This is a genomic window from Acidocella facilis ATCC 35904 (assembly GCF_000687875.1).
GTDB classification, from domain to species: domain Bacteria; phylum Pseudomonadota; class Alphaproteobacteria; order Acetobacterales; family Acetobacteraceae; genus Acidocella; species Acidocella facilis.
Window position 1 is genome coordinate 222,498 of record NZ_JHYG01000001.1, and the last position, 14,624, is coordinate 237,121.

Here is a 14,624-nt window from a genome sequence, read left to right on the forward strand (position 1 = left end):
ACCGCCCCGAACGTTTTCGCCGCTTTTTTGAAAAAAAGCGGCCCCAAAAAACTTTTGCGATAATTTCTAAAAATACCCGACAAAACCGGGACAATAGTCACACAGCTTGCTCCACCAGACACAACACCAAGCAAGGGACGACGATGGCGATCAAGCTTGCCGAAAAGGCGAAAGAACTCGGCCTCAAATATTTTCTGATTTCCTACACGGATCTGTTCGGCAGCCAACGCGCCAAGCTGGTGCCGGCTTCCGCCATCGCGGGCATGCAGAAGAACGGCGCCGGGTTCGCGGGATTTGCCACCTGGCTCGATATGTCGCCTGCGGATTCCGACATGTTCGCCCTGCCGGACCCGGAAACCCTGACCGTGCTGCCCTGGAAGAAGGAGGTCGGCTGGCTGGCCTCCGACATCTATATGGACGGGCAGAAGGTGGAGCAGGGGCCGCGCAACGTGCTCAAGCGCGTCATCGCCCAGGCGGACAAGGCCGGGTTCCTGATGAAAAGCGGGGTGGAGTGCGAGTTCTTTCTCACCACGCCGGATGGCCAGGCGATTTCGGACGCGCTCGATACCGGCAGCAAGCCCTGTTACGACGCCGGCGCGCTGCTGCGCCGCTATGACGTGATCACCGAGATCTGCGATGCGATGCAGGAACTCGGCTGGGAGGCCTACCAGAACGACCATGAGGACGCGAACGGCCAGTTCGAGATGAACTGGCATTATGACGAGGCGCTGCTGACCGCCGACCGGCATGTGTTCTTCAAATTCATGGCCAAATCCATCGCCGAGAAGCATGGGTTGCGCGCCACCTTCATGCCCAAGCCGTTCCTGGGCCTCACCGGCTCGGGCTGCCACAGCCATGTCTCGCTGTGGAAGGGCAAGGAGAATCTGTTTGAGGATGAGACGGGCGAGCTGGGCGTCTCGCAGCTCGGCTATCATTTCATTGGCGGCGTGATCCAGCATGCGGACGCGCTGGCGGCGATCACCAACCCGACGGTGAACAGCTATAAGCGCATCAACGCGCCGCGGACAATTTCCGGGGCCACCTGGGCGCCGAACACCGTGACCTATGCCGGCAATAACCGCACCCATATGATCCGCATCCCCGAGCCGGGGCGCTTTGAGATGCGGCTGGCGGATGGGGCGGTGAACCCGTATCTGCTGCAGGCTTCGATCCTGGCGGCGGGGCTGGATGGCATCGCCAAACAGACCGATCCGGGCAAGCGGCTGGATATCAACATGTACACGGACGGCCATCTGGTGAAGGACGCCAAGAAACTGCCGCTGAACCTGCTGGACGCGCTGCGCGCGCTGGAGGCAAATGACACGCTGAAGGCAACGTTGGGCGAGGGCTTCGTCTCTGCCTACACCAAGCTCAAGCATGGCGAATGGAACGCCTACGCGGCGTATCTCTCGGACTGGGAGCGCCAGGCGACGCTGGATTGCTGATCAACCCGCCGGGGCAAGCCGCAGCAGCGTGCCATTATGGTCCTCGGTGATCAGCACGCTGCCATCCGGCAGCTCCGCGAGTGAGACCGGGCTGCCCATCGGCGCCTGGCCCGGCGTACCCGCCCAGCCCCAGATCACCTGCCAGGGCTGGCCTTCCGGCAGGCCCTGGGCGTTCAGCGTCATCGCCATCAGCCGGTGCCCTTGCGCGCGATAGCCGTGATAGGGGATCAGCAGCGTATCTTTCAGCGCCGGAATCGCGGCGCCGCGATAGACCAGCAGCCCCAGAGGGGCGGCGTGCGGCGCGAGCAGGACGCTGGGTGCGGTCATTTTCGCGCAATCGAAGTGTGGATATTCCGGGCTGGGGCGGTTCGCGTCGAAGCAATAGGGCCAGCCATAATCCGCGCCGGGCGTGATGATATCCAGCGTGTCGCGCGGTTCGGTCTCGTCGGAGAGATTCGGGTCGGCCAGGTTGATGAAATCCCGCGCATTGACCGCCGCCGCCAGCTTGCCGTCCGGCAGGATCGCCAGCCCCATGGAATTGCGCAGGCCGGTGGCGAGGATCTGCGCGTCCTGAAACCGCAAGACCTTGCCGGGCTGGGGCATGATGCGCGCGATGCTCGCACGCGGCGGGGTGGCGGCGGTTTCCGGGCAGGGTTTCGCGGGGTCGGGCGGGGTTTTGCCCGGCCCTTCGCAATTATTCGTGGCCGAGCCGATATTGATGTCCAGCGCGCCGTCCGGCTCGGCCACCAGGGCGGTCAGCGGATGGCGGCCGGTATCGGGCAGGCCGGTGATCACATCCTCCAGCGTCGCCTTGCCGCCCGAAAGCCGCAGCCGGGCAACGCGCCCGAGCAGCCCGAGATAGATCGTGCCATCCGGGGCAACCGCGATGCCGTTCGGTTCGTCCAGCCCGGTGAGCAGGGTTTGCGGCGGCGCCGTGCCGTCATCGGTGAAACGCAGCAGCGCGCCGCGCCCCTTCACCCAGCCGCCCATCTCCACGACATAGACATCATGCCCGACCACGGCGAGGCCGCGCGGAAAGCGCAACCCCTTGGCCACCAGCCCGACGCAGGTGCCGGGCAGGCTGGCGAGATCAAGGCGCGGAAAGCCGGCGCAGCTGCCCTGGGGGTGATAAGGGGGCGCCGCCAGCGCGCGCAACGGCAGGCAGAGCAGGAGCAGACTAAGAAGCCGGTTCATGGCGTTCCTTTCACGCAAATTTCGCAGAGCTTCGTTGAAATATGGCTCTTGTCAGGGGCGAGGTGTCGGCCAATTGTCAGGCATGCTTACACGTCTTTCCACCGATACGCCGCATTTTTCAGCTTTGCTGACGCTCAATAACGAACACGCGCAGGAGCTTTCGGCGGCGGATGAAGCCCGCTTCGCCTTGCTGCTGGAGCGGGCTTTTTACGCCGCCTCGATCAATGACAGTGAGGCCCTGCTGATCGCCTTCGATCAGGACGCGGATTATGATTCGCCGAATTTCCTCTGGTTCAAGCAACGGTTTTTGAAATTCGTCTATATCGACCGGGTGGTGACCGCGAAGGCCGCGCGCGGCCGGGGCCATGGGGTGGCGCTGTATGATGCGCTGTTCCAGCAGGCGCGTCTGGCCGGCCATACGATCGCGGTGTGCGAGGTGAATGAGGATCCGCCAAATCCGGCCTCGGACGCGTTCCACGCCCGTTTCGGGTTTTCACTGGCCGGCCAGGCCAAGCTGCCCAACGGCAAAGCCGTCAGATATTTCGTAAAAACGCTTTGAGGTCAGCGGAGCGCAATATGCGTTTGAGTTGACGCGCGTGCGTCAAGATAAACCCATGAAATTGCTCGCCAAAACATGAGTAGAGCGCGTGGGTGTAAACCCATCTCGCTCGAGCGCCGCGGAACTGTTCAGGGCTGTCCCGGATTCCGTCTCAATATGCACCAAGCGGGTCCGGGGCGGTAAAATGTCTACAGCAGCACGCTTTCCACCAGATTGCGCCCATTCTCCTTGGCCTGACGCATCGCCTTGTCGGCGGCGCTGATCAGCAGCGCGGGGGAAGGGGAGACGGTCTTCGCCGCCGCCACGCCGATGCTCACCGTGATCGGCATGTCCATCCCCGGCACGCTGTGGCGCGCCACCGCCTCGCGGATGCGCTCCGCCACCAGCTTGGAATCGATGATGCCGGCGCGCAGCAGCACCAGGAAGGTGCCCGCGCCATAGCGGCCGATCACATCCACCTCGCGCACGCTCTGGCGCAGCCGCGCGGCGACGTCGAACAGCACGGTATCACCCGCCTGGGTGCCGTATGTCTCGTTGATCTGGTTCAGATGATCGATATCCACCAGCAACAGGCTGAGCGGCGAGCCCCGGCTGGCGGCCGCGCATTCCAGATGCGCCAGATCCATGATCACATTGCGCTTCCACATCTGCGTCAAGCCGTCGATCGAATCGCGCCGGGCCAGCGGGTCCTGGGATTTGATCAGCGATTCCTGGAAAGACCCCTGCATCACCCGGGTCAGCTCGCGTTCAACGATCACCGCCAGATCGCGCAGCGTGTCCAGCCCGGCGCGGCTGGGGCGGCGCGGCAGCGTATCCATCACGCAGAGCGCGCCAACGCAGGAGCGCGCCCCGGCATGAATCGGCTGGCCGGCATAAAAGCGCACATTCGGGTTGCCAGTGACCAGAGGGTTTTGGGCGAAGCGCTCATCCTGCGTGGTATCGGGGATGATAAGCGGATGATGCGCCTCGATCGCATGGCCGCAGAAGGACAGCTCGCGCGGAATTTCCGCCATCGGCATGCCGACGCTGGATTTCAGCCATTGCTTGTCGCCGGCGATGAAGCTGATCGTGGCGATCGGTGCCTGCAGCACCCGCGCCGTCAGCCGGGTGATCCGGTCAAACCGCTCCTCGGCCGGGGTGTAGAGCAGATTGAGGGCGTTGAGATCCTTCAGGCGCTGCGATTCGGCCAGGCTGAGATACCCGCCCTCAGGCGTCAGCAAGCTGGACGTCGTCGTCTGTTGGTTCGTCCACATGCGAAGTCTCTCATCGTCCAGAACGGCGTTAACACAGCGTTAAATTGTATCGTTTCCGAACGGCTTTCAAGGACCAACTCGTTTGCTCTGGCGTTTTTTTGGCTTGATAAAACCGGCATCACGCGGATGTGAATGTAGTTTGCACGCGGAAGTTTTCAGTGCGCGATGCGATTTCCACCGGATGGCGGCGCGGCGGGCGCGCCGACATCTTATGTCGTGGTTGCGGTAAAAATTGAGCGCAGCCGCCGTGCCGCCTCAAAACCGAGACGGGCGGGAGGCGCGCCTGATATTAACGGTAGGTTAATTGCCTTTCATCAAACCAGGCCTCGCCTCAGGCGCTGGCTTCATCCAGCGCCGCGATGCTGTCCTTATCCAGCTCAAGCGCCGCGGCGCGGATCAGCGATTGCATCTGGCTCAGGCTGGTGGCGCTGGCAATCGGCGCGGTGATGCCGGATTTCTCCCTGCACCAGGCAATCGCCACCTCGGAAGGCGCCGCGCCAATCCGCTGCGCCTGCGCCAGCAACGCCGCGATCACCGCCTTGCCCTTTGCCGTCGCCAGATATTTTTTCGCGCTCTCCCCGCGCCGGCCGACGCAATCCGCCTCGCTCTTGTACTTGCCGCTGAGAAAGCCAGCGGCCAGGGCGAAGTAATTGATCGCGCCCACCTCCTCGGCGATGCAGAGCGATTGCAGCTCAGCCTCGAAGGCCGGGCGCTCCATCAGATTATAGAGCGGCTGCAGGCTTTCATAACGCGGCAGGTTGTTGGCCTTGGCCACATCCAGCGCCGCTTTCAAGCGCGGCGCGGTATAGTTGGAGGCGCCGATCGCCTTCACCTTGCCCTGCTTGATCAGCTCGGCGAAGGCTCCCAGCGTCTCTTCCAGCGGCGTTTCCGGATCGTCCTGATGCGCCTGGTAGAGATCGATATAATCGGTCTGCAACCGGGTCAGCGACGCCTCGACGGCGGCGAAGATCCGCGCCTTGGACAGGCTGGCCTGATGATGGCCCATCGCCATGCCGACCTTGGTGAGGATTTTCACCTGGGAGCGGTTTTTGCGCTCCTTCATCCAGGCGCCGATGATCGCCTCGCTCTCCCCACCTTCATGCCCCTCGACCCAGGTGGAATACATATCCGCCGTGTCGATCGCATTCAGCCCGCCCTCCAGCGCGGCGTCCAGCAGATCGAGCGAGGTTTTGATATCGGCGGTCCAGCCGAAGACATTGCCGCCCAGAACCACGGGCGGCAGCGCCAGGCCGGAGCGGCCGAGCATTTTGGTGGGAAGCGCCATCAATCAGAATCCTTCCAGCACGATCTTGCCCATCGTCATCCCCGATTCCAGGGCGGCATGGGCGCGGATCAGGTTTATCGCGTTGATGGGGCCATAATTCTCGGTCATCGTCGTCTTCAACGTGCCGTTATCGACGAGATGCGCGATGGCCTCCAGCGTGCGGTGCTGCACGCTCATGTCATGTGTGTGCAAAAGCCCGCGTGTGAAGACATATTCGGTATGCAGCGTGGCACTTTTACGGATCAGCGGCGAAACATTCAGCTCGCCGGCATTGGATTCGATGATGCCGACCGCACCTTCCGGCGCCAGCAGCTCGACCAGCTTGTGGAAATGCTGCTTCACATGCGCGACGCAGAAAATATGGCCGGGCGGGTTGAGGCCAGCCTGCAAAATCTGCGCGCCGAGATCATGCTGGTGATTGACGATATGGTGCGCGCCTAGGCTGCGGCACCATTCCGCCGTCTCCGGGCGGGAGGCGGTGGCGATGATGGTCATGTCGGTGAGCTGCGCAGCGAGCTGAATGGCCATCGAGCCGACACCGCCGCCAGCCCCCACCACCAGCATGGTGCCGCCATGCGGCTGGTCGCGCGGGATGCGGAAGCGCTCGAACAGCATCTCCCAGGCGGTCAGCGCCGTCAGCGGCAAGGCTGCCGCCTGCGCGAAGCTCAAGCTTTTCGGCTTATGGCCGACGATGCGGTCATCGACGAGCTGGAACTCGGCATTGCTGCCCTGGCGGTCCGGCACGCCGGCATAGAACACCTCGTCGCCGACGGAGAAATTCTGCACTTCGGGGCCGATGGCGCGCACGATCCCGGCGGCGTCATAGCCCAGCACCCGCGGCTCGCCCAACGGCTCGGCCGACTGGCGGATCTTGGTATCGACCGGATTGACCGAAACCGCCTTGATCTCGACCAGCAGATCATGATGCCGGGGGACGGGCACCGGCAGATCGACATCCTGCAGCGCATCCATGGAGGTAATCGGGCGGGCATGGGTAAAGGCAACGGCTTTCATGGGACGACTTTCTCTTCAGTTGGCCTGCTAGACATTGATATCTAAGACATATCCGATGTTACATTTGAACTCATGCGCCGATGCGCAACAGCCCCGCCCCCTCGCTGGCCAGCCATGCGGTGGCGGCTTGCCTGTGCGGGGTGAGGGTTTCGGTCAGCGCCCAGAAATGCGGGCCGTGATTCATATGGCGCAGATGCGCCACCTCATGCGCCACCACATAATGCTGCACAGGCTCAGGCGCACAGATCAGCCGCCAGCAGAAAGCCAGCGTGCCATCCGGCGCGCAGCTTCCCCAGCGTGAGCGCGTGTCCTTGATCCGCACGATCTTCGGCCGCAGCCCGGCCTCGCGGGCAATGTCCGCGGCCATCGCGGTCAAACGCTGCCGGGCCAGGCGCTTCAGGCAGTCCGCGACGCGACGCGCCAGAAACTCCGCCTCGCCGGTGACGATGATCCGCCCCTCCTCGATCCAGGCGCCGCCGCGCCCCTCCGGGCGATGCACGATCTCATGCGCCAGCCCATGCACCGGCACCAGCGCGCCTTGGGTCAGGCGCAAGGGCTGGGGCAGGGCCTCCAGCTTCTCATTCACCCATGCCTCATGCGCATGCAGCAACGCCAGCCCGGCGCGGCGGGAGGCGCGCATCGGCAGCGTGATCACCACCCCCTGGGCCGGGTCCACCCGCAGCGAAATCCGCTTTGCCCGGGCCGAACGCTTGAAGGCAACGGCGATCAGCGCCCCCTGCACGGGCACCAGCTCCGTGGTGAGGGGCTCCTGGCTCATGCGCGCCGGCGCCGTGGCATCTGCCCCGGCCAGTCCATGATATGGTCTTCGAGCGGCCCGGCCTGGCGCTCATCCAGGCAGCGCCCGGCGACCGACGCCCCGGCCTCGATCACGCTCTGCGCCCGGCCCGAGCGCAACGGGTGCCAGGCCGGCAGATCCTTGCCCTCATGCACCAGCCGATAGGCGCAGCTCGGCGGCAGCCAGTCCATTTTCTCCAGCTTCTTCGGGGTCAGCTTCACGCAATCGGGCACCAGCGATTTGCGGTTGGCATAATCCCGGCAGCGCGCGGTATTCACATTCAACAGCCGGCAGGCGACATTGGTGAAGGCGATTTCGTCTGTATCCTCGTCGCGCAATTTATGCAGGCAGCAGCGCCCGCAGCCATCGCAAAGCGACTCCCACTCCGCCCGGCTCATCTGCGCCAAAGTTTTTTCACGCCAGAATCCCATGCCGCCAACATACAGGAGCGCGCCGCGCCGCGCCATGCCGCCCGCTTCATGACAAGTTGTGCAGGCGCGCGCGGGCCCCGTTGCGGCGGCGCGGCATCGCGTGGCAAACTCCGTCTCATGTTCAGACGCATGATGTTGGCGGGGCTTGGCAGCGCTTTGGTGTTGCCGCGAGCGGGCAGGGCGGCACAGCCTTTTCCGGAATTTCTGGCGCAGCTGCAGGCGCGCGCGCGGGCGGCGGGCATCCCTGAGCGGATCGTCATGGCCAGCACCGGCAGCCTCACCCCCAACCAGGATGTGATCAAGCTCGACCATCACCAGGCCGAATTCACCCTGACCTGGGCGCAATATTCCAGCCGGGTGCTGAGCCAGACCCGCATCGCCAACGGCAAGGCGAAATACGCGCAGGTGCGCAGCCTGCTCGCCGCCATCACCAGCCGCTACGGCGTCTCCGCCGATGTGATGCTGGGGATCTGGGCGCTGGAAACGAATTTCGGCGCCAACCAGGGCGATTTCAACGTGATCGACGCACTGACCACCTTGGCCTGGGACCGCCAGAGCCATTATTTCGGCAATGAGGTGATCAAGGCGATGACCATCGTGGCGCGCGGCGATGCGCCGGTGGCCAATCTGCTCGGCTCCTATGCCGGCGCCATGGGGCAGCCGCAATTCATGCCCAGCACCTATCTCACCACCGCCGTCTCCTTCTCCGGCAACCACGCGCCGGATATCTGGAATTCCGATGCCGATGCCCTGGCCTCGATGGCGAATTACCTCGCCAAGGCCGGCTGGCAGGCGGATGCGCCCTCCTCCGAGCCGGTGCTGGCCCCGGCCAGTTTCAATGCCGCGATGGCCGGGCGCGAAAACATGCAGACCATCGGCTATTGGGAAAAACTCGGCGTGCAGCGCCTGCCCGGCGCGCCGCAGCTCTCCGCCGCCACCCCGGCCGCCTTGCTGTTGCCCGATGGCGCCGGCGGCCAGGCCTTCCTGGTCTATGAGAATTTCAAGGCGATCCGCCGCTATAACCCGTCCGATTTCTACGCGCTGGCGGTCGGCGCGCTGGGGCGGATGATCCTGTCATGAGCAGCCGGCTGATCCTGGGGCTGTGTGCGTTTCTGGCCGGCTGCATGCCCAAGGCGCCGCCACCGCCCGCCCCGGGGCCGGTGACCTATACGATCGGCAACCCCTATCAGGTCGGCGGGGAATGGCGCTATCCGCGCGAATTCGGCGCCTATGACGTCACCGGGTTGGGCATCATCATCGAACATGGGGACGATCCCTACACCGCCGATAACGAGCTCTATGACCCTGACGGGCTGATGGCCGCCAGCCCGGTGCTGCCGCTGCCCAGCGTCGTCACCATCACCAATCTGGTGAATGGCCGTTCGCTGCAGGTGCGGGTGAATGAGCGCGGGCCGAACGTGCCCGGGCGCGTCATCGCCGTCACCCCGCGCGTGGCCCGGCTCTTGGATTTTCCAAGCGGCGGCGTGGTCGAGGTCGAGGTGAAGCTGAACGCCCAGGCCAGTTCGGCGCTGCAGGGCGCGCTCGGCGCCGGGCCGAAGCTGCAGGCCGCCCCTGTCGCCGGCATCACCGCGCAATCGCTGGGCGCGCCGGGCAGTGCCGGGCCGGTCGGGGTGGCGCATCAGCTGGTGCAGGCCAACGACAACGCCCCGCAAAATGCCGGCCCGACCCTCTCCGGCCAGGTGATGCAGGCCCAGCCCGCCCCCGGCCCGCTCTTCGTGCAACTGCCCGGCTATGGCAGCGAAAGCGACGCGGCGCGGGTGATGGCCCGGCTCTACGGCATGCCGGCGCGCATCGTGCCGGTGTTCGGGGCGGACCGCACGCTCTGGGCGGTGAATATCGGGCCCTATCATTCGGTGGAGGATGCCGACCAGGCGCTGCAGCATGTGCTGAATGCCGGCATGACCGACCCTGAGATCATCGTCCGGTAAGTGGCGCAGGGTCTGTTCATCACGCTGGAAGGCGGGGAGGGGGCTGGCAAATCCACCGCCGCCCGCGGCCTCGCCGAGGCGCTGCGGGCCGAGGGGCATGAGGTGGTGCTCACCCGCGAGCCCGGCGGCACCAAGGGGGCGGAGGCGATCCGCGCGCTGCTGCTCAACCAAGACCTGCCCTTGGATGCGCTGGCCCAGACCATGCTGCATTTCGCCGCCCGCGCCGACCATGTGGCCGGGCTGATCCGCCCGGCACTGGCGCGCGGCGCTATCGTCGTCTGCGACCGGTTCTATGATTCCACCATGGCCTATCAGGCCTATGGCCAGAACGTGCCCATTGCCCAGGTGCGCGCCTTGATCGAGCTGGTCGGGCTTCAGCCGGACATCACCTTTTTGCTCGCCCTCCCGGAAGCCCAGGCCCAGGCGCGGCTGGCCCAGCGCGCCGCCGCGACCGACCGCTATGAGCAGATGAACCGCGATTTCTTCGCCCGGGTGCAGGCAGGCTTTGCCGAAATCGCCGCCGCCGCGCCTGAGCGTGTCGTCACCATCGATGCCAGCCCGGCGCCGGAGGCGGTGGTTGCCACCATGCGGACGGCCCTGCGCGCCCGGACCGGACGCTGATGCCGCCCGATCCGCGCGCCAACCCGCATTTTCGCGGCCATGAAGCGGCGATCCACGCGCTGCGCTCGGCGGTCACCGCCGGGCGGCTGCATCATGGCTGGCTCTTCGCCGGCCCGCCCGGCATCGGCAAGGCGACCCTGGCTTATCGCTTTGGCCGCTGGCTGCTGGCGGCCGGGCAGAGCGAGGATCTCTCCATCCCCGAAAGCTCCGGCCCGTTCCGGCGCATCGCCGCCGGCACCCATCCGGATTTCTTCACCGTCGAGCGGCGGATCAACGCCAAGACCGAGAAGCTGCAAGGCGAAATCGTCATCGCCACGATCCAGGAGGCCAGCGCCTTCATGCGCTTGACGCCCGCCGAGGGCGGCTGGCGCGTGGTGCTGGTGGATGGCGCCGAGGACATGAACAGCAACGCCGCCAACGCGCTGCTGAAATTGCTGGAGGAACCGCCGCCGCGCTCGATCCTGCTGCTGACCAGCGCCGCCCCGGGAAGGCTGCTCCCCACCATCCGCAGCCGCTGCCGGGTGCTGCCAATGTCGCCGCTGCCGGATGCGGTGATGCGCGCCTTGCTGGCCGATTACGCCCCGGACGCCGATGCGGCCCGGCTGATCGAGCTGGCGGAAGGGAGCATCGGCAATGCGCTGAACCTGGCGGAGGGCGGCGGTGTCGCCGTCGCCGCTTTGGTGGATGAAGCGCTGGACGCCCCGGTTGCCCCCGCCCGCGCCCAGGCGATGGCCGACAGCGTCGCCCGCAGCGTGGAAGGGGCCGACAAGTTCGAGCTGTTCTTTTCCCTGCTGCGCACCCGCCTGGCGGCGCGCACCCGTGCCGCCGCCCGCGCCGGGGCGGGCAACCTCTCCCATAACGTCACGCTCTGGCAGGATTTTGGAAAACTGGAGCGTGAGGTGTTAGGACTGAACCTGGATAAGCGCGCCGCCATCCTCGTGGCGCTGGAACAGTTGCATAGGTCATGAGCAAGACATTTTATATCACCACGCCGATCTACTACGTGAACGGCGCGCCGCATCTCGGCCATGCTTACACCTCCACCGCCGCCGACGTGCTGGCCCGCTGGCACCGCCTTGCCGGCGATGAGGTGTTTTTCCTCACCGGCACCGATGAGCATGGCCAGAAGGTGGAAGCCGCCGCCCGTAATGCCGGCATCGCCCCGCAGGAGTTTACCGACCGCGTCTCGGCCGATTTCCGCGACATGGCGCAGGCGATGAACATCTCCAACGATGATTTCATCCGCACCACCGAGCCGCGCCACAAGGCCGCCTGCCAGGCGATCTGGAGCAAGCTGCAGGAAAACGGCTTCATCTATCTCGGCGCCTATGAAGGCTGGTACGCGGTGCGCGACGAAGCCTTCTACGACGAGAGCGAAACCGCGCTGAAGCCGGACGGTACACGCTACGCGCTCGCCTCGGGTGCTGCGGTGGAATGGGTGGTCGAGCCCAGCTATTTCTTCAAGCTGAGCGCCTTCCAGGACAGGCTCTTGGCCTTCTATGAGGAAAATCCAGGCTTCATCGCGCCCGCCGCGAAGCGCAACGAAATCCTGTCCTTCGTGCGCGGCGGGCTGAATGATCTCTCCATCTCCCGCACCTCCTTCTCCTGGGGCGTGAAGGTGCCGGGCGATGAAAAGCATGTGATGTATGTCTGGCTGGATGCTCTGGTGAATTATCTCACCGCAATCGGCTATCCTGAGATGTCCGGCCCGCGCGCGAAATTCTGGCCCGCCAGCCTGCATTTGGTCGGCAAGGAGATCATCCGCTTCCACGCCGTCTATTGGCCGGCTTTCCTGATGGGCGCCGGGCTGGAGCTGCCGAAGAAGGTGTTCTCGCATGGCTGGTGGACGGTCGAGGGCGAGAAAATGTCGAAATCGCTCGGCAATTTCATCGATGTGCGGCCGCTGGTGCAGGAATACGGGTTGGACCAGATACGCTATTTCATTCTGCGCGAGGTGCCGTTCGGCAATGATGGGGATTTCTCAAAAGAGTCTCTGCATCGCCGGATCAATTCGGACCTCGCCAACGGCATCGGCAATCTCTCCCAGCGCACGCTCTCCTTCATCGGCAAGAATGCCGGTGCCGCGGTGCCGCCGAAAGGCTCGCTGACCGAGGCGGATGAGGCGCTGCTCGCCGAAGCCGCCGCGCTGCCGGCCAAGCTGCATGCCGCGATGGACAAGCTCGCCTTCCATGAAGCGCTGGATGAAATCTGGCGCCTGATCCGCGCCGCCGATGGCTATATCGACTCCCAGGCCCCCTGGAGCCTGCGCAAGACCGATCTCGATCGCATGAACAGCGTGCTCTACACGCTCTGCGTGGTGCTGCGCACGCTGGGCGTGGTGCTGCAGCCCTTCATGCCGGAAACGATGAGCAAGCTGCTGGATTATCTGGGTCTGGACGAAGCCCGTTCGCTGGCCGTGCTGGACGTGCCTTTGGCGGAGGGCACCGCGCTGCCGACGCCGACCGGCCTGTTCCCGCGCGTGGGTGTCTGATGCTCGTCGATTCCCACTGCCATCTCGATTATTTCAACCAGCCCGGCGAACAGGCGGAGGTGATCGCCCGCGCCGTCGCCGCCGGGGTCAGCGAGATGGTCAGCATCGGCGTGACGCTGGCGCAAAGCCGCGAGATCCTCGCCATCGCCGAGGCGCATGAGAATGTCTGGGCCTGTGTCGGCGTGCACCCCAACCACGCCGCCGATGTGCTGCCGGTGGTGGAGCCGGAGGTGCTGGCGAAGCTGGCTGAACATCCGAAAGTCATCGGCATCGGCGAATCCGGCCTGGATTATTTCTACGACAAGGCGCCGAAGGACGTGCAGGAACAGAATTTCCGCGCCAATATCCGCGCCGCCCGCCTGGCCGGGATGCCGATCTGCATCCATGCCCGCGATGCCGATGAGGATATCGCCAGGATTCTACGTGAGGAAAGGGAAGGGGGGCATTTCGAGTTCCTGCTGCATTGCTTCTCCTCCTCACGCTGGCTGGCGGAGCAGGCAATGGAACTGGGCGGCTATTTCTCCTTCTCCGGCATCATCACCTTCCCGAAAGGCGAGGCTGTCCGCGAGGTCGCGGCGATGGTCCCGGCGGATCGCATCCTTGTGGAGACCGACAGCCCCTACCTCGCCCCCGCCCCCTATCGCGGCAAGCGCAACGAACCCGCCTACACCGCCTACACGGCGGCGAAGCTGGCCGAGGTGAGGGGGCTTTCCGAGGAAGCGCTGGCCGCCCTCACAACACGCAATTTCCGCACCCTGTTCCCGAAAGCGGCTTCATGAAAATCACCCTGCTGGGCAGCGGCGGCTCGGCGGGGCTGCCGCAAATCGGCGGGCCGGACGGGCGTGGCGATTGGGGCCAGGCGGACCCGGCCGAACCCCGCAACCGCCGCACCCGCCCCAGCATCGTCATCGAAACCGATACTGGCCTGCGCATCCTCGTCGATACCGGGCCGGATCTGCGCGAACAGCTCATCAACTGCGCCATCCCGAAAATCGATGCGGTGATCTACACCCATGACCATGCCGACCATGTCGCCGGGCTGGATGATGTGCGCATCCTCAACCGCATTCTGGAAGCGCCGATGCCGGCCTACGCCATCGCCTCGGTCTGGGAGCAGCTGCGCGCGCGCTTCTCCTACGCGTTCAGGGAGTGGAAAGGCGGCTTCTTCGGCCGCCCGGCCTTTTTCACCCATGACATCGTCGCAGGCACGCCCTTCGAACTTTTCGGCCTGTCGATTTTGCCCATCGACCAGGATCACGGCTATTCGCGCTCGCTTGGCCTGCGCATCGGCGATTTCGCCTATTGCACGGATGTGGTGCGCTTCGAGCCGGCGCAGATGGAGGCCTTGCAAGGGGTGAAAACCCTGGTGGTGGATTGCTTCACCCCGGACAATAACCATCCCACCCATGCCGGGCTTGGCACCGTGCAAGGCTGGGTGCAGGCGCTGAAAATCGAGCGCACCATCCTCACCCATATGGGCCCTGCGATGGATTACGCGAAACTGCGCCGCACGCTGCCGGACTGCATCGAGCCCGGCTATGACGGCATGGAATTTCACGCCTAGAGCATCAAGCTTTTAGCTTGAC

The 14,624-nt window shown here is 64.8% G+C and carries 15 protein-coding genes; 9 read left to right on the forward strand and 6 right to left on the reverse strand.

Annotation, left to right across the window (positions count from 1 at the left end; translation table 11 throughout):
• The first annotated feature begins 143 nt into the window (after positions 1-143).
• Positions 144-1,445 (forward strand): type III glutamate--ammonia ligase, encoded by a 1,302-nt coding sequence (gene glnT / locus T331_RS0101150; protein WP_026438707.1) that lies wholly within the window; start codon positions 144-146, stop codon positions 1,443-1,445.
• Here the strand turns inward: glnT and T331_RS0101155 are convergent, their stop codons facing one another.
• Positions 1,446-2,639 (reverse strand): PQQ-dependent sugar dehydrogenase, encoded by a 1,194-nt coding sequence (locus tag T331_RS0101155; protein ID WP_026438708.1) that lies wholly within the window; start codon positions 2,637-2,639, stop codon positions 1,446-1,448. It abuts the gene before it with no gap.
• 82 nt (positions 2,640-2,721) lie between these two features.
• Here T331_RS0101155 and T331_RS0101160 point away from each other — a divergent pair, with 82 nt between their 5' ends.
• Positions 2,722-3,198, forward strand: coding sequence for a GNAT family N-acetyltransferase (locus T331_RS0101160; RefSeq protein ID WP_035178712.1), 477 nt, complete (start codon positions 2,722-2,724; stop codon positions 3,196-3,198).
• A gap of 188 nt (positions 3,199-3,386) precedes the next feature.
• Here T331_RS0101160 and T331_RS0101165 read toward each other — a convergent pair whose 3' ends face one another.
• The 5 genes from T331_RS0101165 to T331_RS0101185 form a co-directional block, all read right to left on the reverse strand.
• On the reverse strand, positions 3,387-4,451 hold the full coding sequence (locus tag T331_RS0101165) for a sensor domain-containing diguanylate cyclase (RefSeq protein WP_081822078.1): 1,065 nt from the start codon (positions 4,449-4,451) through the stop codon (positions 3,387-3,389).
• Positions 4,452-4,782: 331 nt separating this feature from the next.
• A complete protein-coding gene (locus T331_RS0101170; RefSeq protein WP_026438711.1) occupies positions 4,783-5,736 on the reverse strand; it encodes an aldo/keto reductase in 954 nt (317 codons plus the stop codon).
• Positions 5,737-5,739: 3 nt separating this feature from the next.
• Entirely contained in the window at positions 5,740-6,750 is a 1,011-nt protein-coding gene (locus T331_RS0101175; RefSeq protein ID WP_008492997.1) for a zinc-binding alcohol dehydrogenase family protein, read from the reverse strand.
• 70 nt (positions 6,751-6,820) lie between these two features.
• Positions 6,821-7,528 carry a M48 family metallopeptidase gene (locus T331_RS0101180; RefSeq protein ID WP_008492998.1) on the reverse strand — a complete coding sequence of 236 codons (708 nt, stop codon included), beginning with the start codon at positions 7,526-7,528 and terminating at the stop codon, positions 6,821-6,823.
• Positions 7,525-8,013 carry a YcgN family cysteine cluster protein gene (locus T331_RS0101185; RefSeq protein WP_008492999.1) on the reverse strand — a complete coding sequence of 163 codons (489 nt, stop codon included), beginning with the start codon at positions 8,011-8,013 and terminating at the stop codon, positions 7,525-7,527. Before T331_RS0101185 ends, T331_RS0101180 begins: the two co-directional genes overlap by 4 nt.
• 81 nt (positions 8,014-8,094) lie before the next feature.
• Here T331_RS0101185 and T331_RS0101190 point away from each other — a divergent pair, with 81 nt between their 5' ends.
• The 7 genes from T331_RS0101190 to T331_RS0101220 are packed head-to-tail and all read left to right on the forward strand — an operon-like array spanning position 8,095 to position 14,602.
• A complete protein-coding gene (locus tag T331_RS0101190; RefSeq protein ID WP_026438713.1) occupies positions 8,095-9,057 on the forward strand; it encodes a lytic murein transglycosylase in 963 nt (320 codons plus the stop codon).
• The gene (locus T331_RS16910) at positions 9,054-9,926 is read left to right on the forward strand and encodes a septal ring lytic transglycosylase RlpA family protein (RefSeq protein WP_051621984.1); all 873 of its coding nucleotides are present in this window, start codon (positions 9,054-9,056) and stop codon (positions 9,924-9,926) included. The genes T331_RS0101190 and T331_RS16910 overlap by 4 nt, the downstream gene beginning before the upstream one ends.
• The gene (tmk, locus tag T331_RS0101200; RefSeq protein WP_026438714.1) at positions 9,927-10,547 is read left to right on the forward strand and encodes a dTMP kinase; all 621 of its coding nucleotides are present in this window, start codon (positions 9,927-9,929) and stop codon (positions 10,545-10,547) included. It begins immediately after the preceding gene.
• Entirely contained in the window at positions 10,547-11,515 is a 969-nt protein-coding gene (locus T331_RS0101205; protein ID WP_026438715.1) for a DNA polymerase III subunit delta', read from the forward strand. Before tmk ends, T331_RS0101205 begins: the two co-directional genes overlap by 1 nt.
• Complete coding sequence (metG, locus tag T331_RS0101210; RefSeq protein ID WP_026438716.1) at positions 11,512-13,038, forward strand: methionine--tRNA ligase; 1,527 nt, start codon at positions 11,512-11,514, stop codon at positions 13,036-13,038. The genes T331_RS0101205 and metG overlap by 4 nt, the downstream gene beginning before the upstream one ends.
• Positions 13,038-13,817: a TatD family hydrolase gene (locus T331_RS0101215; RefSeq protein WP_026438717.1), complete on the forward strand. Its 780-nt coding sequence runs from the start codon at positions 13,038-13,040 to the stop codon at positions 13,815-13,817. The genes metG and T331_RS0101215 overlap by 1 nt, the downstream gene beginning before the upstream one ends.
• Complete coding sequence (locus T331_RS0101220) at positions 13,814-14,602, forward strand: MBL fold metallo-hydrolase (RefSeq protein WP_026438718.1); 789 nt, start codon at positions 13,814-13,816, stop codon at positions 14,600-14,602. The genes T331_RS0101215 and T331_RS0101220 overlap by 4 nt, the downstream gene beginning before the upstream one ends.
• Positions 14,603-14,624 lie beyond the last annotated feature (22 nt).

What these genes read in the sequence shown, in the direction of transcription:
- glnT (WP_026438707.1), top strand. Translation starts at nt 144, where the DNA reads ATGGCGATCAAGCTTGCCGAAAAGGCGAAAGAACTCGGCCTCAAATAT.
- T331_RS0101155 (WP_026438708.1), bottom strand. Translation starts at nt 2,639, where the DNA reads ATGAACCGGCTTCTTAGTCTGCTCCTGCTCTGCCTGCCGTTGCGCGCG.
- T331_RS0101160 (WP_035178712.1), top strand. Translation starts at nt 2,722, where the DNA reads ATGCTTACACGTCTTTCCACCGATACGCCGCATTTTTCAGCTTTGCTG.
- T331_RS0101165 (WP_081822078.1), bottom strand. Translation starts at nt 4,451, where the DNA reads ATGTGGACGAACCAACAGACGACGACGTCCAGCTTGCTGACGCCTGAG.
- T331_RS0101170 (WP_026438711.1), bottom strand. Translation starts at nt 5,736, where the DNA reads ATGGCGCTTCCCACCAAAATGCTCGGCCGCTCCGGCCTGGCGCTGCCG.
- T331_RS0101175 (WP_008492997.1), bottom strand. Translation starts at nt 6,750, where the DNA reads ATGAAAGCCGTTGCCTTTACCCATGCCCGCCCGATTACCTCCATGGAT.
- T331_RS0101180 (WP_008492998.1), bottom strand. Translation starts at nt 7,528, where the DNA reads ATGAGCCAGGAGCCCCTCACCACGGAGCTGGTGCCCGTGCAGGGGGCG.
- T331_RS0101185 (WP_008492999.1), bottom strand. Translation starts at nt 8,013, where the DNA reads ATGGCGCGGCGCGGCGCGCTCCTGTATGTTGGCGGCATGGGATTCTGG.
- T331_RS0101190 (WP_026438713.1), top strand. Translation starts at nt 8,095, where the DNA reads ATGTTCAGACGCATGATGTTGGCGGGGCTTGGCAGCGCTTTGGTGTTG.
- T331_RS16910 (WP_051621984.1), top strand. Translation starts at nt 9,054, where the DNA reads ATGAGCAGCCGGCTGATCCTGGGGCTGTGTGCGTTTCTGGCCGGCTGC.
- T331_RS0101205 (WP_026438715.1), top strand. Translation starts at nt 10,547, where the DNA reads ATGCCGCCCGATCCGCGCGCCAACCCGCATTTTCGCGGCCATGAAGCG.
- metG (WP_026438716.1), top strand. Translation starts at nt 11,512, where the DNA reads ATGAGCAAGACATTTTATATCACCACGCCGATCTACTACGTGAACGGC.
- T331_RS0101215 (WP_026438717.1), top strand. Translation starts at nt 13,038, where the DNA reads ATGCTCGTCGATTCCCACTGCCATCTCGATTATTTCAACCAGCCCGGC.
- T331_RS0101220 (WP_026438718.1), top strand. Translation starts at nt 13,814, where the DNA reads ATGAAAATCACCCTGCTGGGCAGCGGCGGCTCGGCGGGGCTGCCGCAA.